The following is a 24,370-nucleotide window of genomic DNA, read 5'->3' as shown; positions in this document are numbered from 1 at the left end:
CGGCCCCTCGTCCGGACCGTCGGTCAGCCGCGTTGCGGCACACCCTTTTGCCCAGCCTTGCGGTTGGGGGCCATACCGTTGGCCAGCAGGGTCTGCTCGATGCTGTCGTACTTCACACCGATGCGATAAATCTCGCGGGCTTCTTTGCCCGTGGCGATTTCGCGACCCAGTTCATGGGCAATGCGCACGGTTTGCTGGATCTGCGCCACCGAGCCGAAGCGATCACCCTTGTGATCAATGATAGTGTCTTCATTGCCCACGCGTGGGTGCATGCCCATGGCCATCGACATGGTGTTGAACGGCATGACGTTCTTGAGCAGCGACTCGGAGGTCAGGGTGCAGCCGTTCGGCGCGCGGTGGATGAAATTGAAGAAGTTGAACGGGTTCGGGCCGTCGAAACCGCCACCGATGCCGATCCAGGTCAGGTTCAGCGGGCCCTTGTAGATGCCCTTGCGCACCAGGCGCTCGAGGGTTTCCAGGGCATGCATGCCGGTCAGCTGGAAGTGCGGCTGGATGTCGTTGTCCATCAGGCGCTTGAGGTGCTCGGCAACCCAGGCCGGGCCGGCCGGTACGGTCATTTCGCTGTAGGCAGCCTGGATCAACGGGTTAGCCAGTGAGGTACCTTCCAGGTATTGCGGATACAGCAGCTCCATGATGTTCATCTGGGTGGTGTTGATCGCCACCGTGACCTGATCCGGTTTTGGCGTCAGCTCGGCCAGCATGTGGCGGGTATCGTCGGACAGCCACTTGGCGGCTTCACCATCGCTTTCCGGGGCGAAGGAAATCGAACCGCCGACCTGGATGATCATGTCCGGCACAGCTTCGCGCACGCCGGCGATCAGCTCGTTGAACTTCGACAGGCGCTTGGAGCCCTTGCCGTCCAGTTCACGCACATGCAGGTGCAGCACGGTGGCGCCGGCTTCATAGCAATCGACCGCTTTCTGAACTTGCTCGTCCATGGTCAGCGGGATGTCTTCCGGGAAATCTTCAGGCATCCATTCCGGGCCGTACGGGGCCACGGTGATGACCACTTTTTCCATGTTTTCCGGGTGCAGGGAATCGTCGAAGAATTGCATGATTTACTCCACTTTTTATGATTGTCCCGCCCACCCGGGATCGTGCCGGGCAGACGTGTTTACGAGTGCGTATGCAGAAAGGGTCGATCAGTAGGTCTTGTCGCCGATGATCCCGGCGCGCTCCATCTTGCGATGGCACGGCGGGTAATCCATGACGGCGTAGTGCTGGGTACTGCGGTTGTCCCAGATGGCGATGCTGTTGGGCTTCCAGCGCCAGCGCACCTGATACTCGGGGATGTACGCCTGGCTGATCAGGTAGCGCAGCAATTCGCTGGCGCCGGGGTTGGCGTCCTGACCGAAGCGGACCCGCTCAGAGGTGTGGTAGTTGCTGATGTGGGTGGTGAAGGCGTTGACGAACAGCACCTTCTCGCCGGTTTCCGGGTGGGTGCGCACCACCGGGTGTTCGGCGTCCGGGTACATCGCCTTGAGCGCCAGGCGTTTTTCGATCGGCATCGCCGCACCGAAACTCGCTTCGATGCTGTGACGGGCACGCAGGTCGGCGATTTTCACCTTCACGTCTTCCGGCAAACGCGCATAAGCCTCGACCATGTTGGCCCACATGGTGTCGCCGCCGACCGGCGGGCATTCCACGCAGCGCAACACGCACCCCATTGGCGGCGCCTCGCGCCAGGTGGCGTCGGCGTGCCAGGCGTTTTCATAGCGGTCCATCGGCTGGTCCGGACTCTTGTAGATCCGCACCAGCCCCGGATGATCCGGATCGCTGCCGGCCACCGGATGGTCTTCCAACTCACCAAAGCGGCGAGCGAAGGCCACGTGCTCCTCGCGAGTGATGTTCTGATCACGCAGGAACACCACCCGGTGCTTGAGCAACTGGGCACGAATCTCGGCAAACAGACCGTCGTCATGCACCGCGTCGGCGAGGTTCACGCCGATCAGTTCGGCGCCGATGTTGCAGGTCAATTGTTCGACTTTCATGGCTGGCCGCTCCTTAAATGACGAAAATCGACGAACCGGTGGTCTTGCGCGACTCAAGGTCGCGATGAGCCTGCACCGCATCCTGCAAGGCGTAGTGCTGGTTGATCTCGATCTTGATCCGGCCGCTGCCGACGTGGTCGAACAACTCACCGGCCAGGGCGGCTTTCTCCGCAGGGTCGGCGATGTAGTCAGCCAGGGCCGGACGGGTCAGGAACAACGAGCCTTTCATCGCCAGCATCACCGGGTCGAACGCAGGGATCGGACCGGATGCCGTGCCGACGCACACCATCAGGCCACGACGCTTGAGCGAATCCAGGGAGCCGGCGAAAGTGTTCTTGCCGACGCTGTCGAACACCACGTTGACGCCGACGCCATCGGTCAATTCGCGAACACGGGCGGCGACGTCTTCATGGCTGTAATTGATAGTATGGTCGCAACCGTGAGCCCGGGCGATTTGGGCCTTTTCTTCGGTCGAAACCGTGCCGATCACGTTCAAGCCGAGCAATTTGGCCCACTGCGAGACGATCAGGCCAACGCCGCCGGCGGCGGCGTGCAGCAGAATGCTGTCGCCTTCCTTGAAGTCGTAGATGCGGCGCATCAGGTACGAAGACGTCAGGCCGCGCATGGTCATGGCCGCAGCGGTCTCGAAACTGATGGTTTCCGGCAGCTTGATCAACGGCGCGGCCGCGATCAGCCGTTCGGTGCTGTAGGCGCCAAGGGTGTTGAGGAAACCGGTGTAGGTGACGCGGTCCCCCACCTGGACGTTGGTCACCCCTTCGCCAACGGCCTGGACCACACCGGACGCTTCAACCCCCATGCCGTTGGGCATCGGAATCGGGTAAGTACCATTGCGAAAATAGGTGTCGGCATAATTAAGGCCTACAGCCACATGACGAAGACGAACCTGGCCTGGACCGGGATCGCCGACCTCGACCTCCTCATAACGGAGGACTTCGGGACCACCGGTTTCGTAGAAGCGTACGGCATTGGCCATTTTTTCTTATTCTCCAGTCTGTACAGCGTCGATTTGCGCTGATTGGACTGTAGGACGCAGTCTGGTGAGCCGCTTCTCATCAGACGACACCGGCTTTTCATTTCATGACAGATGGTTGCGGGCATGGAACGCAAGACTGCGCTATGACCAGGTTGGACCTGCGTCAGATATCGTCATCCGCCGCCTTGGTTGTGACGATGAGGGGCTCGATACCCCAGTCGCCCGGCACGTTCCAGTCTTCGCCAAACAGCTCGGCCGGATGCATCGTACGCTCGGAGCCATTGCCGCACGCCAACGACTTGGCCGGGCAATACCGGTCGCATCCCCAGCAAATCCGCTCGGGGTGTTTGGGGTTGTCCGGGAAGTTCTTGGCCATGCCGATCTCCAGTCATTGAGAGGCGTGCTTGCCAAGCTACAACCATCGCGCGCAGCCGTCCTTGATGGATATCAAGCTATCGACATCGAGTGACTGCCCTCCCCCGATCATGATCCTGAGGCTAAGCTGATAACGGCCGAACAGACTTGGAGACGTCGCTCATGATCAATAAAAATCCTCACCCGAACGCAGAGACACCCGACCGTCCACCGCTGTCGACATGGGACGATCAAGACGCCGCAACATCCATCGATAGCGATGCCTTTATCGCCCCGCCTGCGCTGACAAACGCCGAACTGGTTCACTTGCGTGTCCGCGTGATTGCCCTGGAAAACCTGGTCATCGCGCTGCTGGCAGAAGGTTCGGAACGTCAGCTCGCCGTTGCCCGGGAAATGGCCGGCTACATTTCCCCCAGAGCCGGATTTACCCAGCATCCGTTGACCGTCCATGCGGCGGCACAGATGACCCACAGCGTCGAGCGCGCCCAGCGATTTCGCCGGCGCGACGAGCCGTTGGTTTAATTACTCAAAACTTGATAGCAATCATTATTGTTCGCAGCAAACCTTCCTAGACTCGGGTTCCTACTCGTCAGTGCCCAGGAAGAAATCATGCGTACCTCTCTCACACTCGCTTTGCTCTTGTTCGTACCGCTGGCTCAGGCCAAGGAATACCCGATCGGCGAACCACAGCTGTGTCCGGGGCTGGAAGTCGGGGCGGTTTATTTGCAACCGATCGAGATGGAACCGGCAGGCATGATGCGCGCCACTGCGGATTCGGATGTGCATCTGGAGGCCGACATCCGCGCCACTGCGGATAATCACCAGGGCTTTCAGGAAGGCAGTTTCGTGCCCTATCTCAACGTCTCTTTCAATCTGAAAAAGCAAGGCAAAGACCCGGAACTCAAAGGCGATTTCCACGCCATGGTCGCCAACGACGGTCCGCACTACGGCGACAATGTGAAGCTGATGGGGCCGGGCAAATATCAACTCACCTTCACCATCCTGCCACCCGGTGGTCATGCCTCTCTCGGTCGCCACACCGACAAGGAAACCGGTGTCGCGCCCTGGTTCGAACGCTGCGAACTGCACTACGAATTCGTCTACGCCGGCATTGGCAAAAAAGGCGGCTATTGAATGAAACGCCTGCAGGTTGCCTGCCTGCTGGTGGCTGGAGCCCTTGCGCCGTTGACCGCCCATGCCGAGTTACCGAGCTACGAACTGATCCTGCGCGATGGCCACTTCACGCCGGCCTTGCTGGAGGTCCCGGCCGGGCAGCGATTCAAGATCGTCCTGAAAAACAACGGTCAGGGGCCGGCCGAATTCGAGAGCACACCGCTGCGGGTTGAAAAAGTCATGTCACCGGGTGTGACCACCTTTGTCGTCATTCACCCGCTCAGGCCCGGTCACTACCCGTTTTTCGACGAGTTCAATCCGCAATTGCCCGAGGGCGGCATCCTCGCGAAATAACCTGTCAGCGCACGGAGTTTTCATGAATCAATCAATGTTCATCGTCTGGCGCGAAAGCGTCGAGGCGTTGCTGGTGATCGGCATTCTCCAGGCTTGGGCCAGCCAGCAGGGCCAGGGTCATCGGCTGGTCAAATACCTGTGGGTCGGCGTGGGGCTGGGGTTGCTGCTCTCGGGTCTGCTGGCCGTGCTGATTCTGTTTGCCGGCGAGGCCATGAGCGGCTCGGCCAGTGAATGGTTCCAGGCCGCACTCGCGCTGGTTGCCAGCCTGTTGATGGTGCAAATGGTGGGCTGGATGCACCGTCACGGGCGCTCCCTCAAACAGGATTTGCAGCGCCACGCCGATAGCCATCTGGCCCGGCAAGGCGGCATGGGGTTGCTGCTGCTGGCGATGCTCGCGGTCAGTCGTGAAGGCAGTGAAACGGTCGTGTTTCTCTATGGCGCCGGTGCTCAACTGCGAGGCCCGCAGCTCGGCTTGTTTGCCATCGGCGGCGCCATGGGACTGGTGCTGTCGGCGTTGACCATCATCCTGCTGCACAGCAGTCGCCGGTTCATTTCGTGGCAACGATTCTTTGCCATCAGCGAAGTCATCCTGCTCATGCTCGGGGCCGCATTGCTGGTCAGTGGCACCGAGCGAATCGGCGGCCAACTGCTCGCCCTCGATCTGCCGGAGCAGGTTTACGGCGTCATTGGCGACGCGTTCTGGGACAGCAGCGTCTTACTGAGCGACAGCCATGGACTCGGTGGTTTCCTGGCCGGTTTTGCCGGTTATCGGGCAACCCCCAGTGCCCTGACCTTGCTGGTGTGGATCGGTTACTGGCTGGTCGTCGGCGGATGGCTACGGCAACGGACGATGGAAAAAGTCCCATGCCTGAACTGAGTTGGCACAATCGATGGCTCCAGCGACTGGGCGACGGGATGCGTCGCCATGCGCGGTTCATTCGTGCCGCGCAGTGGCTGGTTGTGGTGTTTTACGCAGTGCTGCTGGTGATCCCGCCGCTGTTACCGCTGCCGGACAGCCAGGCCCGGATGCTCGACAACCTGACCTTGCTTGCGCAGTTTTTGTTTTGGGGGATCTGGTGGCCGTTCGTGCTGCTGTCGATCGTGATGTTCGGTCGGCTCTGGTGTGGCGTGCTGTGTCCGGAAGGCTCGCTCAGCGAATGGGCCAGCCATTACGGCAAAGGCATGGGCGTGCCGCGCTGGTTGCGCTGGGGCGGCTGGCCGACCCTGGCGTTCTGCCTGACGACCCTCTATGGCCAGTTGATCAGCGTCTATGACTACGCTCAGGCGGCGCTGCTGATTCTGGGTGGTTCGACTGTCGCTGCGGTGGTCGTCGGGTTGTTGTTCGCCCGAGGCAAGCGGGTCTGGTGCCGTTACCTGTGCCCGGTCAGCGGCGTGTTTGCACTGCTCACCCGCCTGGCGCCGGTGCATTTTCAGGTCAACGAACAACGCTGGATAGAAAACGCCCCGCCACGCCTGCCGCCCCCCAACTGCGCACCGTTGCTCGATATCCGACGCCTGCAAGGCGCCAGTGATTGTCATGCCTGTGGGCGCTGCAGCGGGCAACGCGGTGCCGTCCAGTTGATCGCCCGGTCGGGCAATCAAGAGATTCTTCACGCGACGTCGCAGACGCTATCCCCGTGGGATGCTCGCTTGCTGTTGTTCGGTGTGATCGGCCTGGCGATGGGCGCATTCCAGTGGACGGTCAGCCCCTGGTTCGTCGCCCTCAAACAAACGCTCGCCCAATGGCTGGTTGAACACGACCAGCTATGGGCCCTGCAAGACAACGCGCCCTGGTGGCTGCTCACCCACTACCCGCAGCTCAACGACAGCTTCAGTTGGCTCGACGGGTTCAGCATCGTCACTTACCTGAGTTTGAGTTCGGTGCTGCTCGGCACCGTACTAATGGTTCTCTTGCGCCTGACCGCTCGACTGGCGGGTGATCGTGCACTGTATTGGCCCCTGGCGCTCACGCTCACGCCCCTGGGTGGTGCGGGACTGTTTCTCGGGTTGTCGGCAACCACCGTGAAACTGCTGCGCTATGAAGGTTTGCTGCTGGAATGGGTGCAACCGGTCAGGGCCTGCCTGTTGGTGGCCGCGATAGGCTGGAGTTTGCTGCTGGGATGGAAGCGACTGAGCCGCGAAAACCGCTCTCTGGCGCGGCGCATGTCGGGCAGCGCCTGCCTGCTGTTGGCCAATGGTTTGATCGGGTTTGGCTGGTGGTTGCAGTTCTGGGGCTGGTCCTGAGCGCCCACCTCCACAACCACCCGCCCGGGTGGTCTAGACCTTGAATCGCGCCACGGTCTGATGCAGCGCCCCGGCCATCTGTGCCAGTTCATGGCCAGCGGTATCGGTGTGCTGCGCACCCAGCAAGACTTGCTCGGACAAGGTGCGAATCCCCACCAGATTGCGATCCACCTCACGCGCCACCAACGCCTGCTCCTCCGTGGCACTGGCAATCATCAGGTTGCGCTCATTGATCTGCGAGATGGACCGGGTGATCTGATCCAGTGCATCACCTGAGCGCTGCGCCACTTCCAAAGTAGCCCGCACCAGATGACTGCTGCTTTGCATGGCCGTCACCGCATGGCCGGTATCCTGGCGAATGTTGCCGATCATCTGCTCGATTTCCTGGGTGGACTCCTGCGTGCGATGCGCCAACGCTCGCACTTCATCGGCGACCACGGCAAAGCCGCGCCCGGCATCCCCGGCCCGTGCGGCTTCAATTGCCGCGTTGAGGGCCAGCAGATTGGTCTGCTCGGCGATGCTGCGAATCACGTCCAGGACTTTGCTGATGTCCTGCACCCGGCCCGCCAGTTGTTCGATGCGTTGCGAGGTGTCGGTGACGCCATCGGCCAGTTCGCCGATGGCAACCACGGTTTCCTGAACCTGTTCGCGGCCGCGCTGCGCGGTTTGCTCGGACTGTTTGGAGGCCTCGGAAGTACTGACCGCGTTACGCGCCACTTCATCCACCGCAGCCGTCATCTGATTCACCGCCGCAGCCGCCTGCTCGATCTCCAGCCCCTGCAATTGCAGGTTGCTGGCGGTCTGGCTGCTGACGGCACTCAGTTCTTCGGAAGAGCTGGCCACCCGATCAACCGAAGAGGCAATGTGCTTGACCATGGCATTCAGGCTTTGCTGCATCTGATGCATGTTCATCATCACACTGCCGTCGGCACTTGCCCCCACCGGCACCTGAATCGTCAGGTCGCCCTCGGCGATTTCACTCAAGAACCGTGCGGCATCATCCGGCTCGCCACCCAATGGCCGGGTCACACTGCGCGTGACGACTATTGCAGCGGCAATCACCAGCGCCAGGCAGAACAGGAACAACCCGAGCATGTTGCGCCGGGCATCGCTGTACAGTGCCTGCGCCGACTGTTCACGGTCGATGAAGATTTTCCCTTGCAGCGCCATCAACTCATCCAGGCTGCGATACACCTCGGCTTCGGCCGGTACGACTTTCTGCTTCAGCTGGGCCATGGCATCGTCGGAAGCCCCTTGCCGAATCAAGACCTGCACCTGGGTGAACGCGGCAACGTAGGCTTCGCGGTTCTTTTTCAAGGCGAGGTATGCGGCTTTGCCCTCTGGCAGATAGAACAGCGGCTCAAGGGTTTCGAGCGCCTGGGTGATGCGTTTCTTGGTGGCGTCGATCGACTGCTGCACTTGCTGATTGTCCTTGTTGATCAGCAAGTCCCGGGTGTTCCTGGCGTTATCGCGCACGCCCGTGGCAATGACCATGATCGGTTCGATCTTCGGCCAGTCCTGTTTGACGATGACCACCGCCTGTTCCTTGAGCGTTGCCAGATCGTGCAACGCGTAAAACGCCATGCCCATCAGCGCCAGCGGCGCGATTGCAAAGCCGATGACGATCCGTTGTGCCGTGGTTAATTTAGCCATATCAAATGCTCCCAGTTTGATACCTGCCTGATTGGCAGCGCATTTGAAATTCATGGTGGATGTCACTGTTGAACGTTGATTCGCAGGTTCGGTTACCCCCGTAACACGAACGCTGGAAACAACTCGCGCATCGCCTCCCAAAGATCGGGTAGCAAAGCCTGTGCCGAAACGCTCGGCAGCAGCGGATCGAACATCCGCTCGGTGCGCACCAGTTGCACGGCGAAGCGTTTGACGCCCAGCGCGCTCAATCGCTGCGCGAGGGTCAACAGACGTGCCGGTTCGACGAGATGCCAATGCACGGTGGTGCGGCATTCGTAGTCGACATCGCTGGCCAGCAGATGCTCGAGGCTGCGCCAGTTGGCTGTTCCGCTGCCCTCGACGCGGGTGATGGCCTGGCAATCCTCGGGCAATGCCTTGACGTCGAAGCCCACCCAGTCGGCCCCGGCCAGCGCCTTGGCGAACGCGGCCGGCTTGATGCCGGCGCTGTGCAAACCGATGCGAAATCCCATGGCGCGCACTTCATCCATGGCGCCGGGCAACGCGTCCTGCAAGGTCGGCTCACCGCCGCTGAACACCACGGCATCGAGCAGGTCCTGTCGACGTTGCAGAAACGCCATAACCCGCCGCCAATCCACTTCCTCGGTGCCACGAGGCGGGATCAGTTGCGGGTTATGGCAGTAACGACAACGCCAGGCGCACCCCTGGCAAAACAGCACGCAGGCGAGCTGTCCCGGATAGTCGATAGTGGTCAGGGGCACCATGCCCCCGACCCGCAGCATTCGACTCATTGGCGCCCGGCCACGGCCGCGCTTTCGGTGAAGTGCACCCGTTCGCGGTGCTCCGACTGTTTGCCCGGATTGAACGCCGACACCGGACGGTGATAACCCATCACCCGGGTCCAGACTTCGCAGCGTTGACGTTGAGCCTGGGGCAGTGTTTGCGATGCAATCATGGTGAAGCTCCTTGCGGTTGAGTGGATCGAAATCAGTGAACGGTGCCGGTTTGCTGTTCTTTGAGCAGCAGGATCTCGTCGCATTTAGGGCAGAACTCGTGCTCGCCATCGAGGTAGCCGTGCACCGGGCAGATGGAGAATGTCGGGGTCACGGTCAGGTACGGCAGGCGGAAACGCCCGAGGGCTTTGCGCACCAGTTGCTTGCAGGCTTGGGTCGAAGAAATCCGCTCGGCCATGTACAGATGCAAGACCGTCCCGCCGGTGTATTTGCATTGCAATTCGTCTTGCAGTTCCAGGGCCTCGAAGGGGTCTTCGGTGTAGCCCACGGGCAGTTGCGAGGAGTTGGTGTAATACGGCGCCTGCGCGCTGCCAGCCTGGAGAATGTCGGGATAGCGCTTGAGGTCTTCCTTGGCGAAACGGTAGGTAGTGCCCTCGGCCGGCGTGGCTTCGAGGTTGTAGAGGTGGCCGGTTTCTTCCTGGAAACGCACGAGCGTGGCGCGCACATGGTCCAGCATCCTCAGGGCAAACTGCCGGCCGTGCTCGGTGTGCATGCCCTCCTTGTCGCCGCTGAAATTGCGCAGCATTTCATGCAGGCCGTTGAGGCCGATGGTCGAGAAATGGTTGCGCAAGGTGCCGAGGTAACGCTTGGTGTACGGGTACAAACCGGCGTCCATGTGATGCTGAATCACCTTGCGCTTGACCTCCAGGCTCTCCATCGCCAGTTCCATCAGCGTGTCCAGACGCTTGAGCAAACCGCTGGTATCACCCTTGAACACATAACCCAGTCGCGCGCAGTTGATGGTCACCACGCCGAGCGATCCGGTCTGTTCCGCCGAGCCGAACAAACCGCCGCCGCGCTTGAGCAACTCGCGCACGTCCAGTTGCAAGCGGCAGCACATCGATCGTACCTGATTGGGCTGCATGTCCGAATTGAGGAAGTTCTGGAAATACGGCAAGCCGTAACGCGCGGTCATCTCGAACAGGCGGTCAGCGTTTTCACTGTCCCATGGAAAATCATGGGTGATGTTGTAGGTCGGGATCGGAAAGGTGAACACCCGCCCTTTCGCATCGCCGGCCTGCATCACCTCGATGTAGGCGCGGTTGAGCAGGTCCATTTCGGCTTGCAGGTCGCCATAGGCAAATGGCATTTCCTCACCGCCGATGATGGGGATCTGCTCGCGCAGATCCTGCGGGCAAACCCAGTCGAAGGTCAGGTTGGTAAAGGGCGTTTGCGTGCCCCAGCGCGATGGGACGTTGAGGTTGTAGATGAATTCCTGGATCGCCTGGCGTATCTGCTCGAAACCCAGCTGGTCCTTGCGCACATAGGGCGCCAGGTAGGTGTCGAACGAACTGAACGCCTGGGCACCGGCCCATTCGTTTTGCAGGGTGCCAAGGAAATTCACCATCTGCCCCAAGGCACTGCTCAGGTGCTTCGGCGGACCGGCTTCGACCCGTCCCGGCACACCGTTGAGCCCTTCGTGCAAGAGCGTGCGCAGCGACCATCCGGCGCAATAACCGGCGAGCATGTCGAGGTCGTGCACATGCAAATCCGCCTCGCGGTGGGCCTGGCCGATGGCTTCGCTGTAGACCTCGTCCAGCCAGTAGTTGGCGGTGACCTTGCCCGACACGTTCAGCACCAGCCCGCCCAGGGAATAGCCCTGATTGGCGTTGGCCTGGACCCGCCAGTCTTCACGGTCGAGGTATTCGTTCATGGAGGTGGCGACCTCGACCAGGGTCCGGCGGTCGCGGCGCAAACGTCCGTGCTGTTCGCGGTAGACGATGTAGGCGCGCATGGCGAAGAAAAAACCGGCGTCCATCAGCACCCGTTCGACACGGTCCTGGATCTGCTCGACATGCAGTCTCGGCAGCCCTTCCAGACGGGCGAGTACGGCCTCGAGCAGGCCTTCGGCTTCAACGTCGGTGTATTCCCCGGTTGCCCTGCCGGCAGCGATCAACGCCTGACGGATCTTGTCGGCGTCGAAGGCAACCAGGTCACCGTTGCGCTTGTGCAAACGGTTACTTCCTACTGAGATCAGCGTGCTTTGCATTCGGCCTCCAGATACTACATATAGATTTTTATTCATCTAAAAACACAACATGCAGTGGAGGTTACGGACAAAGGGCGGATCTGCAATTGACCGATATCAAGATTTGGCGGTGATTGCCTAGCATTTGTTTTTGGTGTGTATATCCGTTGTTGTGGTGATGGCGGCTATTGGTTTCGCCCTTACGGCGAGTCACTTGGAAAAGCCCCAAGTAACCAAGGGCTCTTGCCCCTTTCGTTCGGTGCCTCGCCTAGGCTCGGCATGCCCTCGCTCCGGTCCTGCTCCGTGGGCACGCCGCCATCGGCCATCCATGGCCGGGGGCGGCTAACCCGGCATCCATGCCGGGTTGCCCACTGCGCAGAACCTCCACTCGGCCTCTCGAGGGGGCGCTCAGATCAAAAGCTGAAGGCGAGCTAACGCTCGGCCTGATGAGTGGTGAAAATCAAAAGCAAACGCGATTCCCTGTAGGAGCGAGGCTTGCCCGCGAAAAACGACCGGACAACACGTTCATTCAGACAGCCCGCGTTATCGTTGACGTCCATCGCCAGCAGGCTGGCTCCTACAAGGGATCGGTGTACATGTCCGGAATGGGTGAGCGCAGCAGAGAAGGACAACGCGTCCCCCCAAAGAGCCAGGTCGGCTTTCAGGCCGCCTCGGCGGCTGTGGCGGTAGTCGCCCCCTCGAGAGGCCGAGCGCAGGTTCTGCGCAGTGGGCAACCCGGCATGGATGCCGGGTTAGCCGCGCACGGCCAAGGATGGCCGATCGCGGCGGGCCCACGGAGCAGGACCGGAGCGAGGGCATGCCGAGCATTAGCGAGGCACCGAACGACAGGGGCAAAAGCGCTTGGTTACTTGGCGCTTCTCCAAGTGACTCGCTGTAAAAGCGAAACCATTAGCGGCCGTTACCGCAGGAATGGATATGTACACCCTCAAAAAACCGACCGCCTGACACAAAGCCATCGCGAGCAGGCTCGCTCCCACAGTGGGTTTTCTGCTTCACAGACTTGCTCAACCACCACTCATATTCATGAACCGAACAATCTGCACATCCCCCTCCGGAGTGAAATCATGGCGCAACGGTTTACCGCGCAAAGCCTTTTGCACCGCATTGATCACCGGCTGGTCATCCAGCGGATAACGCCGCAGCAACCCTCTCAAATCCAGCGCATCGTCCTGCCCCAGACACAACAGCAGCTTGCCCTCGACGGTCATCCGCACCCGGTTACAGCTGCCACAGAAGTTATGGCTGTTGGGCGAAATGAAACCGATCCGGGTCTCGGGATGGCGTTCCAGCCGCACATAACGCGCCGGCCCGCCGCTGTTTTCCGTGCTGTCGAGCAAGCGATGACGCTGAGCAATCAACGTGCGCACGTCATCACTGGAACAAAACGATTCGCCCCGTGATCGCCCGACGTCGCCCAGCGGCATTTCTTCGATAAAACTGATATCGATGCGCTGGTCGATGGCGTATTGCACCAGCGCCGGGACCTCATCGAAGTTGCGCCCCTTCATCACCACGCAGTTGAGCTTGATTCGCTCAAACCCCGCATCCCGCGCCGCTTCGATGCCGCTCAGCACCTGATCGAGATCGCCGTTGCGGGTGATCGCGCGAAATTTCTGCGCGTCCAGGCTGTCGAGGCTGATGTTCATCCGTTTAACACCCGCCTCCACCAACGGTCGCGCCAGGCGGCCCAGCTGCGAGCCGTTGCTGGTCATCACCAGTTCGCGCAAACCGGGCAACGCGGCGATGTTGCGACACAGATCGACAATGCCGGGACGGATCAACGGCTCGCCGCCGGTGAGGCGAATCTTGCGCACGCCCAATCCGACGAACAACGTTGCCAGACGCTGCAATTCCTCCAGCGTGAGCACCTGCTGACGCGGCAGGAAGGTCATGTTTTTCGCCATGCAATACACACAACGAAAATCACACCGGTCCGTCACCGACATCCGCAGATAATCGATCTGCCGCCCAAAACCATCCTGCATCACAGCGTTCATCACATCTCCCGGTTAGCCTTGAGGCTCACTGCACCAGCGGTGAGTCAGCGCCCTGCAAATGAATACCGCGAACATCCGCCGCGCCAATCAGGGTTTGCAGGTATTGCACCAGGGCCTTTTGCCAGACGCCCTGCTGCAACTGCGTGCGGATCGCCGTCGACACCGCTTCATAGGGCAACGGCATGCCTTCGATCCGCTGATCGACGCTGACCACATGCCAGCCATAACGACTTTCCAGCGGTTTGCTGGCCAGCCCCGGTGCCAGCGTGAACAACTGCCGCTCCAGTTCCGGCACGGTCTGGCCTTTGCTGATCTGCCCCAGAGAACCGCCTTGCGCCTTCGAAGGGCAGGCCGAATATTTCACCGCCAGCTCGGCGAAGCTGCCGGGGAAGTCTTCCAGCCGTTGCAGCAGGATTTCTGCCTGGGCATGCGCCAGCTCGCGAGCCTCGGCATCGTCCGGCGCGCATTCCAGCAGGATGTGCCGCACCGCCAGCAACGGCGCGCTGTGAAAGCGCCCGCGATTGTTTTCGTAGTAACGAAGGCTGGTTTGCTCGTCGCATTGCGGCACGATCACCTCGCGTTCGAGCAACAAGCGCGTGGCGGCTTCTTCTTCGTTCTCACCGGCACCGACCTCCAGCGACACGCCCAGTTCGGCAATGCGCTGCTGCAACAACTCGCGGATCACCAGCGCCTTGGCGGCCAGATACACCGCCTCTTCGCGGCTTTCGGCCGGGTGATATTGCAGCTCCTGGGCCATCGCTTCCGGGGTGATCACCACCTCGTTGACGCTGATGATCGGCCACTCCTGCTCACTGCTGGCGATCAACTGCGCCGGCGCGTCATCGGCCGCCGCAGGCTCAACCGCGAGCTCTTCAAACGGCGCGACATCGTCCGGCACCACAGCCTCTACTTGTTTGGAAGATCCGCAGCCACCGCTGCCGCCGTTACCACCGCCACATCCACATCCACCTGACATGATTGTCTCCTCAGAATTTCTGCCGAACGATTTGATAACGGCGTCCCAGGTACCAGACCGGTGCACTGATCACATGTACGAGACGGGTGAAGGGGAACAGCACAAACAGGGTCAGGCCGAGGAACACGTGCAGCTTGTAGGTCAGCCCGACCGGCGCGATGGAGGCCGCCGCTTCCGTCGGCCGCAACAGCACGGTGTTCTGCGCCCAGTCGGCGAGCATCACCATCACCGAACCGTCCATGTGCGCGGTGGACGCAACGATGGTCAGCAGGCCGAGCAGCAATTGCGCCAATAGCACCAGCAGAATCAGGATGTCCGACGTACTGGACGTGGCGCGGACCCGAGGGTCGCTCAGGCGCCGGTTGACCAGCATCAGCAGGCCGATCAGGCACAACAGGCCGAAGAAGCCGCCGGACACCATCGCCAGCAACTGCTTGTTCTCAGTGCTGATGACATGGTGATAAACCGACGCAGGCGTCAGCAGGCCGACGAAATGCCCGGCCAGCACGAACAACACACCGATGTGGAAGAAGTTGCTCGCCACACGCATGCCGCGCTGGTTGAGCATTTGGCTGGAGCCCGCCTTCCAGGTGTACTGCGACAGGTCGAAGCGGGCCCAACTGCCGATCAGGCAAATGGCCAAAGCGATATAGGGATAAATCCCGAACAACAACAGGTTCCATTTAGACATTGCCTACCTCCTGGACTGGCGCGGCGGCCAGTCCTTCATGCTGAAAATCCACCCAGTGCAACGGCACCGCGCTTTCTTCCCGGGCCTTGCCCGGCGCGCTTGGCAGCGAACCGCAACGGTCCTGCTGTTCGGCCTGGAGAAAGTCCACGGCCTCCTCTTCCCAGATTTTGTCGAGGGCTTCGAGCGAGTCGTCGCGCACTTCCGCCGCGACCTGCTCACGCAGGTCGGCCACGGCCTGATGCGGTTCGGCCCCGGCAATCTGCAGCAGCGCCCGGAAGCAACTGGCGTAGGCGCTTTCACGCTCTTCCAGACGCGCCGCGAGCAAGGCCAGCAGGTGCGAGACATCCGCCAGGCCCTCGCGGGCCTCGATGTCTTCGCGAGTGGACAGAAACTCCAGGTACAGCGGGATGTAGTCCGGCAGCTCTTTGACGCCGATGGCAAAACCGGCGTCCTCGTACTGCGCCATCATGTCGACCATGGCCTGGCCACGGTCGCGGGACTCGCCGTGCACGTGTTCGAACAACAGCAACGAGAGCGCGCGCCCCCGACCGAACAGCGCACCGTAGTGCTCCTGCCCGTCCATCAGGTCATTGGCGCAGATCAGCTCCAGCAACTCGAACAACGCACCGCGCTGCTTCGGGCTGATTTCACGCGACTGAATGATCGCCTGCTCCAGTTCGTCGCGGCCGCTGATCAGCGTTTCAGTCGGGTAATCGAGCAGCAGCGAAATCACTTTGAGAATTTGCATGCTCATTCCTCCCACAACTGCACGGTTTTCAGGACGTCGCGACGGTTGGCCTTTTTCGCGCCGAACATGTTGGTGTCGGAGCTGCCGCTGCAACCGCTGCCGAAGCTGAAACCGCAACCGGAGCGTTCGGCAAAGGCGTCGCTCATGGCGTCTTCGCGGTGGGCGGTCGGTACCACAAAGCGGTCCTCATAGTTGGCGATGGCCAGGTAGCGGTACATTTCCTCGACCTGGTCCACGCTCAAACCGACGTCCGCCAGCACTTGCAGGTCTTGCACGCCATCGACTTGCTCGGAACGCTTGTAGGCACGCATCGCCAGCAAGCGTTTCAACGCACGCTTGACCGGTTTTTCATCGCCGGCAGTCAGCAGGTTGGCCAGGTACTTCAGTGGAATACGCAGGCTGTCGACGTCCGGAATCACCCCGTTCATGCCGACGGTGCCAGCGGTTGCAGCGTTTTGAATCGGCGACAGTGGCGGTACGTACCAGACCATCGGCAAGGTGCGGTATTCCGGGTGCAGCGGCAGCGCGAGTTTCCAGTCCACGGCCATTTTGTAGACCGGCGAACGCTGGGCGGAATCGATCACCGACTGCGGTACACCGTCTGCCAGGGCCTGACGGATCACCGCCGGGTCATTCGGATCGAGGAAGATCTCCAGTTGTTTTTCGTACAGATCCTGCTCATTGGCGGTGCTCGCCACTTCGCTGATGCGGTCGGCGTCGTACAGCAACACGCCGAGGTAACGGATACGACCGACGCACGTTTCGGCGCACACGGTCGGCATCCCGGCTTCGATACGCGGGTAGCAGAAAATGCACTTCTCGGACTTGCCGCTTTTCCAGTTGAAGTAGATTTTCTTGTACGGGCAGCCGCTGATGCACATGCGCCAGCCACGGCATTTTTCCTGGTCGATCAGGACGATGCCGTCTTCTTCACGCTTGTAGATCGCCCCGCTCGGGCACGATGCCGCACACGCCGGGTTGAGGCAGTGCTCGCACAGGCGCGGCAAATACATCATGAAGGTGTTTTCGTACTCGCCGTAAATGTCCGCCTGGATCTTGTCGAAGTTCTTGTCCTTGCGACGCTTGGCGAATTCAGTGCCAAGGATTTCTTCCCAGTTCGGGCCCCACTCGATTTTCTCCATGCGCTTGCCGGAGACCAGCGAGCGTGGGCGCGCCGTAGGCTGATGCTCGCCCAGCGGTGCGGTGTGCAGGTGCTGGTAATCGAAGTCGAACGGCTCGTAGTAGTCGTCGAGGCTCGGCAGGTCCGGGTTGGCAAAGATGTTGGCCAACACGCGGAACTTGCCGCCGATGCGTGGGTTGATCGAGCCGTTGGCATTGCGGATCCAGCCGCCCTTCCACTTGTCCTGGTTTTCCCATTCTTTCGGGTAGCCGATCCCGGGTTTGCTTTCGACGTTGTTGAACCAGGCGTATTCCATGCCTTCACGGCTGGTCCAGACGTTTTTGCAGGTGATCGAGCAAGTGTGGCAACCGATGCACTTGTCCAGGTTCAGCACCATGCCGATTTGTGAGCGAATCTTCATCTCAGTTCTCCTCGATATCGGTCGGCAGAGGACGCGGCAGGTCATCACCGGACGAACCATCGAGCCAGTCGACTTTGGACATTTTGCGCACCACGACGAACTCGTCGCGGTTGCAACCGACCGTGCCGTAATAGTTGAAACCGTAGGCCTGCTGGGCATAGCCACCGATCATGTGGGTCGGTTTGAGCACGACGCGGGTCACCGAGTTGTGGTGGCCGCCACGGGTCTTGGTGGTTTCCGATCCGGGCACGTTCACGATCCGTTCCTGGGCGTGGTACATCATCACCATGCCGTCCTTGACCCGCTGACTGACCACCGCACGGGCGGTCAGCGCACCGTTGGCGTTGAAGCACTCGATCCAGTCGTTGTCCTCGATGCCGGCGCTTTTCGCGTCGTTCTCCGACAGCCAGACAATCGGGCCGCCGCGGCTTAAGGTCAGCATCAACAGGTTGTCGCTGTAGGTGCTGTGGATGCCCCACTTCTGGTGCGGCGTGATCCAGTTCAGGACGATTTCCTTGTGGCCGTTGCTGCGCTTGCCTTTCACCCCGGCGATGGTCCGGGTGTTGACCGGCGGCCGGTAACTCATCAGCTGCTCGCCGAACGCCTGCATCCACGGGTGATCCTGGTAGAACTGCTGGCGACCGGTGATGGTGCGCCATGGAATGGCTTCATGAACGTTGGTGTAACCGGCGTTGTAGCTGACGTGATCGTCTTCAAGACCCGACCAGGTCGGGCTGGAAATGATCTTGCGTGGCTGCGCCTGGATGTCGCGGAAGCGAATCGCCTCATGCTCCTTGCCCACCGCCAGATGGCTGTGGTCGATGCCGGTGAATTCCGACAGCGCGGCCCAGGCCTTGACCGCGACGTGGCCGTTGGTTTCCGGTGCCAGCGACAGGATCACTTCCGCTGCATCGATGGCCGAGTCGATTTTCGGACGGCCGTGACTGATACCGGCGTCCCGTTCGTGGTGGTTGAGCTCACCGAGGAACTTCACTTCGGCTTCGGTGTTCCAGTTGATGCCCTTGCCGCCGTTGCCGTGTTTCTCCAGCAATGGCCCGAGGGACGAGAACTGCTTGTAGATGTTCGGGTAGTCGCGCTCGACCACGTGCAGGTTCGGTGCGTTTTTACCCGGCACCGGTGCCACGCCTTCGCTTTTCCAGTCGGTGCCGCCAAACGGCTGGGCCAGTTCGCCGACGCTGTCGTGCATCAGCGGAATGGTCACCAAATCCTTTTCGACGCCCAGGTGCCCTTCGGCCATGCTGGAAAACGCCTTGGCGATGCCTTTGTAGATTTCCCAGTCGGAACGCGATTCCCACGCCGGGTCGATCGCGGCCGACAACGGGTGAATGAACGGGTGCATGTCCGAGGTGTTCATGTCGTCTTTTTCGTACCAGGTCGCGGTCGGCAAGACGATGTCGGAATAGACGCAGGTCGAGGACATGCGGAAGTCCAGCGTAGTCACCAGATCGAGCTTGCCGATGGCGCCCTCGTCCACCCATTCGGCTTCTTCCGGTTTGCAGTCGCCGACCTGGCCGATGTCTTCGTTCATCACCCCGTTCTTGGTGCCGAGCAGGTACTTGAGCATGTACTCGTGGCCCTTGCCCGAGGAGCCCAGCAGGTTGGAGCGCCAGATGAACATGTTGCGCGGGAAGTTCACCGGGCTGTCCGGTTGCTCGCAAGAGAAGCGCAGCGAACCGTCCTGCAGCGACTTGACCACGTAGTCTTTCGGCTCCATGCCGGCAGCAGCGGCATCACGGCAAATGTGCAGCGGGTTGGTGTTGAGTTGCGGTGCGCTAGGCAACCAGCCGGCGCGTTCGGCGCGGATGTTGTAGTCCAGCGCATGCTCGGGGAATTGCGACTTGTCGGCCAATGGCGAGAGCACGTCGTGCATGCTCATCTTCTCGTGGCGCCACTGCGAACTGTGGGCGTAGAAGAAGCTGGTGCCGTTCATTTGCCGTGGCGGACGGTTCCAGTCCAGGCCGAACGCCAGGGGCAGCCAGCCGCATTGCGGACGGAGTTTTTCCTGGCCGACGTAGTGCGCCCAACCGCCACCGGTCTGACCGACACACCCGCAGAGCATGAGCATGTTGATCAGCCCGCGGTAGTTCATGTCCATGTGGTACCAGTGATTCATCGCCGCGCCGACGATGATCATCGAGCGGCCCTTGGTCTTGTCGGCGTTATCGGCAAACTCACGGGCAATCTGGATCGCTTTCTCGCGGCTGACGCCGGTGATCTGCTCCTGCCAGGCCGGGGTGCCGGGCACCGAGGCGTCGTTGTAATCCTTGGCGACGTTTTCGCCACCCAGGCCACGGTCGATCGCCAGGTTAGCGGCCGACAGGTCGAACACGGTGGCGACTTTGGCCACGCTGCCGTCAGCCAGAACGAGGCTGTGCACCGGCACACGACGGTATTGCACGGCATCGCCGGCCACGTGCTGGAAGTGCTCGTGGGACTCGCCGGCAAAATACGGGAACGCCACTTCGGCCACGTCATCGCCGATCAGGCTCAGTTTCAGATCGATCTCGCGACCTTCGCCGCCTTCACGCGGCAGGATGTTCCACTTGCCCTTCTCGCCCCAGCGATAACCGATGGAGCCCTGAGGGGACACCAGTTCGCCGCTGGTATCCAGGGCGATGGTTTTCCATTCCGGGTTGTTTTCCTGGCCGAGGTTGTCGGTCAAGTCGCTGGCGCGCAGGAAACGGTCCGGCTGGTAACCGGCGCCCGGCGCCTTGTCGGCCATTTGCTTGAGCAGCACCAGCACCGGCAAATCGGTGAAGCGCTTGGCGTAGTCAGTGAAATAGGCGCTCGGTTTGTCCAGGTGGAATTCTTTGAAGATCACATGGTTGAAGGCCTGCGCCAGCGCCGCGTCGGTGCCCTGCTTGGGGTTCAGCCACAGGTCGGTGAGCTTGGCGACTTCCGAATAGTCCGGGGTGATCGCCACGGTCTTGGTGCCCTTGTAACGGACTTCGGTGAAGAAGTGCGCATCGGGGGTACGGGTCTGCGGAACGTTGGAGCCCCAGGCAATGATGTAGTTGGAGTTGTACCAGTCGGCCGATTCCGGCACGTCGGTCTGCTCACCCCAGACCATCGGCGAGGCCGGTGGCAAGTCGCAATACCAGTCGTAGAAGCTCAGGCAGGCGCCGCCGATCAGCGACAGGTAACGCGAACCTGCGGCGTAGCTGACCATCGACATGGCCGGGATCGGCGAGAACCCGACGATCCGGTCGGGGCCGTACTGTTTGATGGTGTAGACGTTGGACGCCGCGATGATCTCGTTGACTTCGTCCCAGCTGGAACGAATGAAGCCGCCCATGCCGCGCTTGCTTTTATAGGAGTCGGCCTTGGCCTTGTCCTCGACAATGCTGGCCCAGGCTTCGACCGGTGCCATGGTCTGGCGCGCATCGCGCCAGAGCTTGAGCAACGGCTTGCGGATTTTCGGGTACTTGAGCCGGTTGGCGCTGTAGATGTACCAGCTGTAACTGGCTCCGCGCGGGCAGCCACGAGGCTCATGGTTGGGCAGGTCGTTGCGGGTACGCGGGTAGTCGGTCTGCTGGGTTTCCCAGGTGATCAGGCCGTTCTTCACGTAGATCTTCCACGAGCAAGACCCGGTGCAGTTCACCCCGTGGGTGGAACGCACGATCTTGTCGTACTGCCAGCGCGAACGGTAGACGTTCTCCCAGTCGCGCGACTCTTTGCGGGTCTCTCCATGACCCTCGGAAAACTCGTTTTGCTTGCGATTGAAAAACCGCAATTGATCCAGTAAATGACTCACGGTGTAGTCCTCTCAGGCTTGCTGCGGGGTTCTGTGCCCCGCCCACGCAATGGTTGGATTCGGGTCGTCTCAGCAGGGTGTCGCGGCGCCTTTGCGCGCGTACCACCACCAGGTCACGACGATGCAGCTCAGGTAAAAACCGACGAACATGTAGAAGGCCATCTCCGGTCCGCCGGTCTGGGCCATCGAAGTGCCGAAGGATTTGGGAATGAAGAACGCACCGAAGGCGCCCATGGCCGAACTGAAGCCCAGGACGGCGGCGGACTCTTTGCCGGCATTCTTGAGTGCTTGTTCGCGTACGGCCGGGGATTTTCCGGCAGCGGCTTTTTCATGCTGGGTGCGGAAGATCACCGGGATCATGCGAAAGGTGGAGCCGTTGCCCACGCCAGTGGTGATGAACAGCAGCATGAACATGCCGAGGAAGCCGTAGAAGTTGCCGCCCGTACCGTTCTGCGGCAGGAAGTGCATGACGCCGAAGACCATCACGATCATCGCGACGAAGTTCCACAAGGTCACTTTCGCGCCGCCGAGCTTGTCCGCCAGCCAGCCGCCCAATGGACGCACGAGCGCGCCCACCAATGGGCCGAGGAAGGCGAATTTCAGTGCGATCACATCAGGGAACGAGGTTTTGATCAGCAATGGAAACGCAGCGGAAAAACCGATGAACGAACCGAAGGTCGCCAGGTACAACCAGCACATCAGCCAGTTGTGCTTGCGTTTGAAGATCACCGCTTGCTCGCTGAACGAGGCCCGCGCACTGGACAAATCGTTCATGCCGAACCAGGCCAGCACCGTCACCAGAACAATGAACGGCACCCAGATGAACCCGGCGTTCTGCAGCCACAATTGGCCACCGTCCGGCAGGGTTTGCGGATTTCCACCCATGACGCCGAACACGCCGAAGGTGATCACCAGCGGTACGCAGAACTGCATCACCGAGACGCCCAGGTTACCCAACCCGGCGTTGAGGCCCAGGGCCGTGCCTTGCTGGGACTTTGGATAGAAGAAGCTGATGTTGGACATGCTCGAGGCGAAGTTGCCGCCGCCAAAACCGCAGAGCAAGGCAATCCATACGAACACGCTGTACGGGGTGCCCGGGTCCTGCACCGCGAAGCCCATCCAGATCGATGGCACCAGCAACGATGCAGTGCTCAGGGCGGTCCAGCGCCGGCCACCGAAGATCGGCACCATAAAGGAATAGAAGACGCGCAAGGTCGCGCCGGACAGGCCCGGCAACGCCGCCAGCCAGAACAACTGGTCGGTGGTGAAGGTGAAGCCGATGGCGTTCAGGCGCACGATCACCGTGCTCCAGACCATCCACACCGCGAAGGCCAACAGCAGCGCGGGAATGGAGATCCACAGGTTGCGCGTGGCGGTCTGTTTGCCGCTGCTTCCCCAGAACGCAGGGTCCTCGGGGCGCCAGTCATGAATGACCGGCCCTTTTTCAGGCTTTTGCAGAACGGACATGTTGTTCTCCTTGGGCAATGCTGGAAATCGGGGACGGGGTCAGCGTCGGCGCTTTACCAAGCACCGGGCTTTTGCGCATTTCGCTGAAGTACATCCAGGTGAGGGAGACCCAGACCACGCCGTACATCAACATGAAGCAGGACGAGCGCACGCCGGTGAGGTCCACCAGGGCGCCAAACATGATCGGCAGCACGAAACCGCCCAGGCCACCGGCCAGACCGACGATGCCGGACACCGCGCCCATGTTTTTCGGGTAGTCATTGGCGATGTATTTGAAGACCGAGGCCTTGCCGAACGCGAAGGCAATGCCCATGACGAACAGCAGCACGGTGAACAGCGCGGGATTGAGGCCGATGTGGAAATCCACGGTGCCGTTGATGGTCTGCACTTGCAGTTGGGTCTGTGGGTACGAGAGCAGGAACAGGCAGATCCAGCTGACCCACAACACCCACCAGGTCACGCTTTGCGCGCCCCAGCGATCCGACATCCAGCCACCGACGGCACGCAGCACGCCACCGGGCAGGGAAAAACACGCCGCCAGCAGCGCCGCGCTTTGCAGGCTGAAACCGTATTCCTGCACGTAGTACTTGGTCATCCACAGCGCGAGGGCCACATAGCCGCCGAAGACGATCGAGTAGTACTGGCAGTAGCGCCACACCGCAGGATCTTTCAGCGAACGCAGTTGCTCACGCAGCGTGGCGCCCGAGGCACTGCGGTGGTCCTTGTTTTCGGCACTGAGGAACCAGAACGACAGCGCAGTGATAAAGAGGATGGCGCTGAAGACTTTCGGCACCAGCTGCCAACTGCCGGCGGCGATCAAGGCCGGGGCGAGAAATTTGGTGACCGCAGCCCCGGCGTTACCGGCGCCGAAGATGCCCATGGCGAAGCCCTGGTTCTCTTTGTCGAACCACTTGGCGACGTAGGCAATCCCGACCGAGAACGAGCCACCGGCCAAACCGACGAACAGGCCCAGCAGCAAAAACTGCCAATAAGCAGTGGCGTGGCTGATCAGGTACAGCGGTGCGACGCAAGACAGCATCAGCAGAAAGAACACGCTGCGCCCGCCAAAGCGGTCGGTCAGCAGCCCCAGCGGCAAACGCACCAGCGAGCCGGTCAAGACCGGGGTCGCGGCCAGCAGGCCGAACTGGGTTTCGTTGAGCTGGAGCAGTTCCTTGATCGGCACCCCGAGCACGGCAAACATCATCCAGACCATGAAACATACAGTGAAGGCCAGCGTGCTCATGCCCAGCACCAAGCCTTGTCGTACACGGGGTTGGGTCACAATGCTCTCCAGTCAGTTAGCCATGGCGGCAGACTAGAGAGAGCAACCCCGTAAAAACTTGATCCACGTCAACGAAGCCCAAGCGGGCCCAAGCCTATGCTTGCACTGCCTACCTCCAAGGAGGTAGACCGGAGAATGCTTAAAACCC

At 60.9% G+C, this 24,370-nt stretch carries 21 protein-coding genes; 5 read left to right on the top strand and 16 right to left on the bottom strand.

Annotated features, from left to right (window positions below; translation table 11 throughout):
- Positions 1-23: 23 nt before the first annotated feature.
- From IB246_RS22325 to IB246_RS22310, 4 genes are all read right to left on the bottom strand, one after another.
- Positions 24-1,076, bottom strand: coding sequence for a 3-keto-5-aminohexanoate cleavage protein (locus IB246_RS22325; RefSeq protein ID WP_008032909.1), 1,053 nt, complete (start codon positions 1,074-1,076; stop codon positions 24-26).
- Between the two features lie 87 nt (positions 1,077-1,163).
- Positions 1,164-2,012, bottom strand: coding sequence for a TauD/TfdA dioxygenase family protein (locus tag IB246_RS22320; RefSeq protein ID WP_008043845.1), 849 nt, complete (start codon positions 2,010-2,012; stop codon positions 1,164-1,166).
- Between the two features lie 13 nt (positions 2,013-2,025).
- Positions 2,026-3,006, bottom strand: a complete 981-nt coding sequence (locus IB246_RS22315) for a quinone oxidoreductase family protein (RefSeq protein ID WP_008032914.1) — start codon at positions 3,004-3,006, stop codon at positions 2,026-2,028.
- Positions 3,007-3,169: 163 nt separating this feature from the next.
- Complete coding sequence (locus tag IB246_RS22310) at positions 3,170-3,382, bottom strand: DUF3079 domain-containing protein (protein WP_008032916.1); 213 nt, start codon at positions 3,380-3,382, stop codon at positions 3,170-3,172.
- A gap of 161 nt (positions 3,383-3,543) precedes the next feature.
- Here IB246_RS22310 and IB246_RS22305 point away from each other — a divergent pair, with 161 nt between their 5' ends.
- From IB246_RS22305 to IB246_RS22285, 5 genes are all read left to right on the top strand, one after another.
- Positions 3,544-3,903 carry a hypothetical protein gene (locus IB246_RS22305; protein WP_008043844.1) on the top strand — a complete coding sequence of 120 codons (360 nt, stop codon included), beginning with the start codon at positions 3,544-3,546 and terminating at the stop codon, positions 3,901-3,903.
- Between the two features lie 87 nt (positions 3,904-3,990).
- Positions 3,991-4,515: an iron transporter gene (locus tag IB246_RS22300; RefSeq protein ID WP_008043843.1), complete on the top strand. Its 525-nt coding sequence runs from the start codon at positions 3,991-3,993 to the stop codon at positions 4,513-4,515.
- The gene (locus tag IB246_RS22295) at positions 4,516-4,848 is read left to right on the top strand and encodes a cupredoxin domain-containing protein (RefSeq protein WP_008032923.1); all 333 of its coding nucleotides are present in this window, start codon (positions 4,516-4,518) and stop codon (positions 4,846-4,848) included.
- Between the two features lie 22 nt (positions 4,849-4,870).
- Complete coding sequence (locus IB246_RS22290; protein WP_008043842.1) at positions 4,871-5,725, top strand: FTR1 family iron permease; 855 nt, start codon at positions 4,871-4,873, stop codon at positions 5,723-5,725.
- The gene (locus IB246_RS22285) at positions 5,713-7,092 is read left to right on the top strand and encodes a 4Fe-4S binding protein (protein ID WP_008043835.1); all 1,380 of its coding nucleotides are present in this window, start codon (positions 5,713-5,715) and stop codon (positions 7,090-7,092) included. The genes IB246_RS22290 and IB246_RS22285 overlap by 13 nt, the downstream gene beginning before the upstream one ends.
- Positions 7,093-7,125: 33 nt before the next feature.
- On the opposite strand, the gene IB246_RS22280 is transcribed toward IB246_RS22285, so the two are convergent.
- The 12 genes from IB246_RS22280 to IB246_RS22225 form a co-directional block, all read right to left on the bottom strand.
- The gene (locus IB246_RS22280; RefSeq protein ID WP_008032931.1) at positions 7,126-8,745 is read right to left on the bottom strand and encodes a methyl-accepting chemotaxis protein; all 1,620 of its coding nucleotides are present in this window, start codon (positions 8,743-8,745) and stop codon (positions 7,126-7,128) included.
- Positions 8,746-8,837: 92 nt separating this feature from the next.
- Positions 8,838-9,533 (bottom strand): anaerobic ribonucleoside-triphosphate reductase activating protein, encoded by a 696-nt coding sequence (locus IB246_RS22275; RefSeq protein WP_008043833.1) that lies wholly within the window; start codon positions 9,531-9,533, stop codon positions 8,838-8,840.
- On the bottom strand, positions 9,530-9,697 hold the full coding sequence (gene nrdD, locus IB246_RS28860) for an anaerobic ribonucleoside-triphosphate reductase (protein WP_008032934.1): 168 nt from the start codon (positions 9,695-9,697) through the stop codon (positions 9,530-9,532). The genes IB246_RS22275 and nrdD overlap by 4 nt, the downstream gene beginning before the upstream one ends.
- Positions 9,698-9,729: 32 nt before the next feature.
- Positions 9,730-11,745, bottom strand: coding sequence for a ribonucleoside triphosphate reductase (locus tag IB246_RS22265; protein WP_008032936.1), 2,016 nt, complete (start codon positions 11,743-11,745; stop codon positions 9,730-9,732).
- A gap of 1,004 nt (positions 11,746-12,749) precedes the next feature.
- The gene (gene moaA / locus IB246_RS22260) at positions 12,750-13,742 is read right to left on the bottom strand and encodes a GTP 3',8-cyclase MoaA (RefSeq protein WP_008043736.1); all 993 of its coding nucleotides are present in this window, start codon (positions 13,740-13,742) and stop codon (positions 12,750-12,752) included.
- A gap of 25 nt (positions 13,743-13,767) precedes the next feature.
- The gene (locus tag IB246_RS22255) at positions 13,768-14,718 is read right to left on the bottom strand and encodes a peptidylprolyl isomerase (protein ID WP_008043734.1); all 951 of its coding nucleotides are present in this window, start codon (positions 14,716-14,718) and stop codon (positions 13,768-13,770) included.
- A 10-nt stretch (positions 14,719-14,728) separates the two neighbouring features.
- The gene (gene narI / locus IB246_RS22250; RefSeq protein WP_008030998.1) at positions 14,729-15,409 is read right to left on the bottom strand and encodes a respiratory nitrate reductase subunit gamma; all 681 of its coding nucleotides are present in this window, start codon (positions 15,407-15,409) and stop codon (positions 14,729-14,731) included.
- Positions 15,402-16,157, bottom strand: coding sequence for a nitrate reductase molybdenum cofactor assembly chaperone (narJ, locus tag IB246_RS22245; protein ID WP_008043733.1), 756 nt, complete (start codon positions 16,155-16,157; stop codon positions 15,402-15,404). Before narJ ends, narI begins: the two co-directional genes overlap by 8 nt.
- Positions 16,158-16,159: 2 nt before the next feature.
- Positions 16,160-17,698 (bottom strand): nitrate reductase subunit beta, encoded by a 1,539-nt coding sequence (gene narH / locus IB246_RS22240; protein ID WP_008030993.1) that lies wholly within the window; start codon positions 17,696-17,698, stop codon positions 16,160-16,162.
- Position 17,699: 1 nt separating this feature from the next.
- Positions 17,700-21,473 (bottom strand): nitrate reductase subunit alpha, encoded by a 3,774-nt coding sequence (locus IB246_RS22235; protein WP_008043732.1) that lies wholly within the window; start codon positions 21,471-21,473, stop codon positions 17,700-17,702.
- A gap of 69 nt (positions 21,474-21,542) precedes the next feature.
- Entirely contained in the window at positions 21,543-22,940 is a 1,398-nt protein-coding gene (locus IB246_RS22230) for a NarK family nitrate/nitrite MFS transporter (protein ID WP_008043731.1), read from the bottom strand.
- The gene (locus IB246_RS22225) at positions 22,918-24,222 is read right to left on the bottom strand and encodes an MFS transporter (protein ID WP_008030986.1); all 1,305 of its coding nucleotides are present in this window, start codon (positions 24,220-24,222) and stop codon (positions 22,918-22,920) included. The genes IB246_RS22230 and IB246_RS22225 overlap by 23 nt, the downstream gene beginning before the upstream one ends.
- Between the last annotated feature and the right edge of the window lie 148 nt (positions 24,223-24,370).

Source organism: Pseudomonas sp. PDM01 (assembly GCF_014852325.1).
Lineage (GTDB): Bacteria > Pseudomonadota > Gammaproteobacteria > Pseudomonadales > Pseudomonadaceae > Aquipseudomonas > Aquipseudomonas migulae.
This window is presented reverse-complemented; position numbering and strand designations above follow the sequence as displayed.

Excerpts from the sequence above, each read along its gene's own strand:
- IB246_RS22320 (WP_008043845.1), bottom strand. The coding sequence starts at position 2,012 with ATGAAAGTCGAACAATTGACCTGCAACATCGGCGCCGAACTGATCGGC.
- IB246_RS22315 (WP_008032914.1), bottom strand. The coding sequence starts at position 3,006 with ATGGCCAATGCCGTACGCTTCTACGAAACCGGTGGTCCCGAAGTCCTC.
- IB246_RS22255 (WP_008043734.1), bottom strand. The coding sequence starts at position 14,718 with ATGTCAGGTGGATGTGGATGTGGCGGTGGTAACGGCGGCAGCGGTGGC.
- narJ (WP_008043733.1), bottom strand. The coding sequence starts at position 16,157 with ATGCAAATTCTCAAAGTGATTTCGCTGCTGCTCGATTACCCGACTGAA.
- IB246_RS22295 (WP_008032923.1), top strand. The coding sequence starts at position 4,516 with ATGAAACGCCTGCAGGTTGCCTGCCTGCTGGTGGCTGGAGCCCTTGCG.
- IB246_RS22290 (WP_008043842.1), top strand. The coding sequence starts at position 4,871 with ATGAATCAATCAATGTTCATCGTCTGGCGCGAAAGCGTCGAGGCGTTG.
- narH (WP_008030993.1), bottom strand. The coding sequence starts at position 17,698 with ATGAAGATTCGCTCACAAATCGGCATGGTGCTGAACCTGGACAAGTGC.
- IB246_RS22305 (WP_008043844.1), top strand. The coding sequence starts at position 3,544 with ATGATCAATAAAAATCCTCACCCGAACGCAGAGACACCCGACCGTCCA.
- IB246_RS22310 (WP_008032916.1), bottom strand. The coding sequence starts at position 3,382 with ATGGCCAAGAACTTCCCGGACAACCCCAAACACCCCGAGCGGATTTGC.
- IB246_RS22285 (WP_008043835.1), top strand. The coding sequence starts at position 5,713 with ATGCCTGAACTGAGTTGGCACAATCGATGGCTCCAGCGACTGGGCGAC.
- IB246_RS22325 (WP_008032909.1), bottom strand. The coding sequence starts at position 1,076 with ATGCAATTCTTCGACGATTCCCTGCACCCGGAAAACATGGAAAAAGTG.
- IB246_RS22275 (WP_008043833.1), bottom strand. The coding sequence starts at position 9,533 with ATGAGTCGAATGCTGCGGGTCGGGGGCATGGTGCCCCTGACCACTATC.
- narI (WP_008030998.1), bottom strand. The coding sequence starts at position 15,409 with ATGTCTAAATGGAACCTGTTGTTGTTCGGGATTTATCCCTATATCGCT.
- IB246_RS22230 (WP_008043731.1), bottom strand. The coding sequence starts at position 22,940 with ATGTCCGTTCTGCAAAAGCCTGAAAAAGGGCCGGTCATTCATGACTGG.
- IB246_RS22265 (WP_008032936.1), bottom strand. The coding sequence starts at position 11,745 with ATGCAAAGCACGCTGATCTCAGTAGGAAGTAACCGTTTGCACAAGCGC.
- IB246_RS22300 (WP_008043843.1), top strand. The coding sequence starts at position 3,991 with ATGCGTACCTCTCTCACACTCGCTTTGCTCTTGTTCGTACCGCTGGCT.
- nrdD (WP_008032934.1), bottom strand. The coding sequence starts at position 9,697 with ATGATTGCATCGCAAACACTGCCCCAGGCTCAACGTCAACGCTGCGAA.
- IB246_RS22280 (WP_008032931.1), bottom strand. The coding sequence starts at position 8,745 with ATGGCTAAATTAACCACGGCACAACGGATCGTCATCGGCTTTGCAATC.
- moaA (WP_008043736.1), bottom strand. The coding sequence starts at position 13,742 with ATGAACGCTGTGATGCAGGATGGTTTTGGGCGGCAGATCGATTATCTG.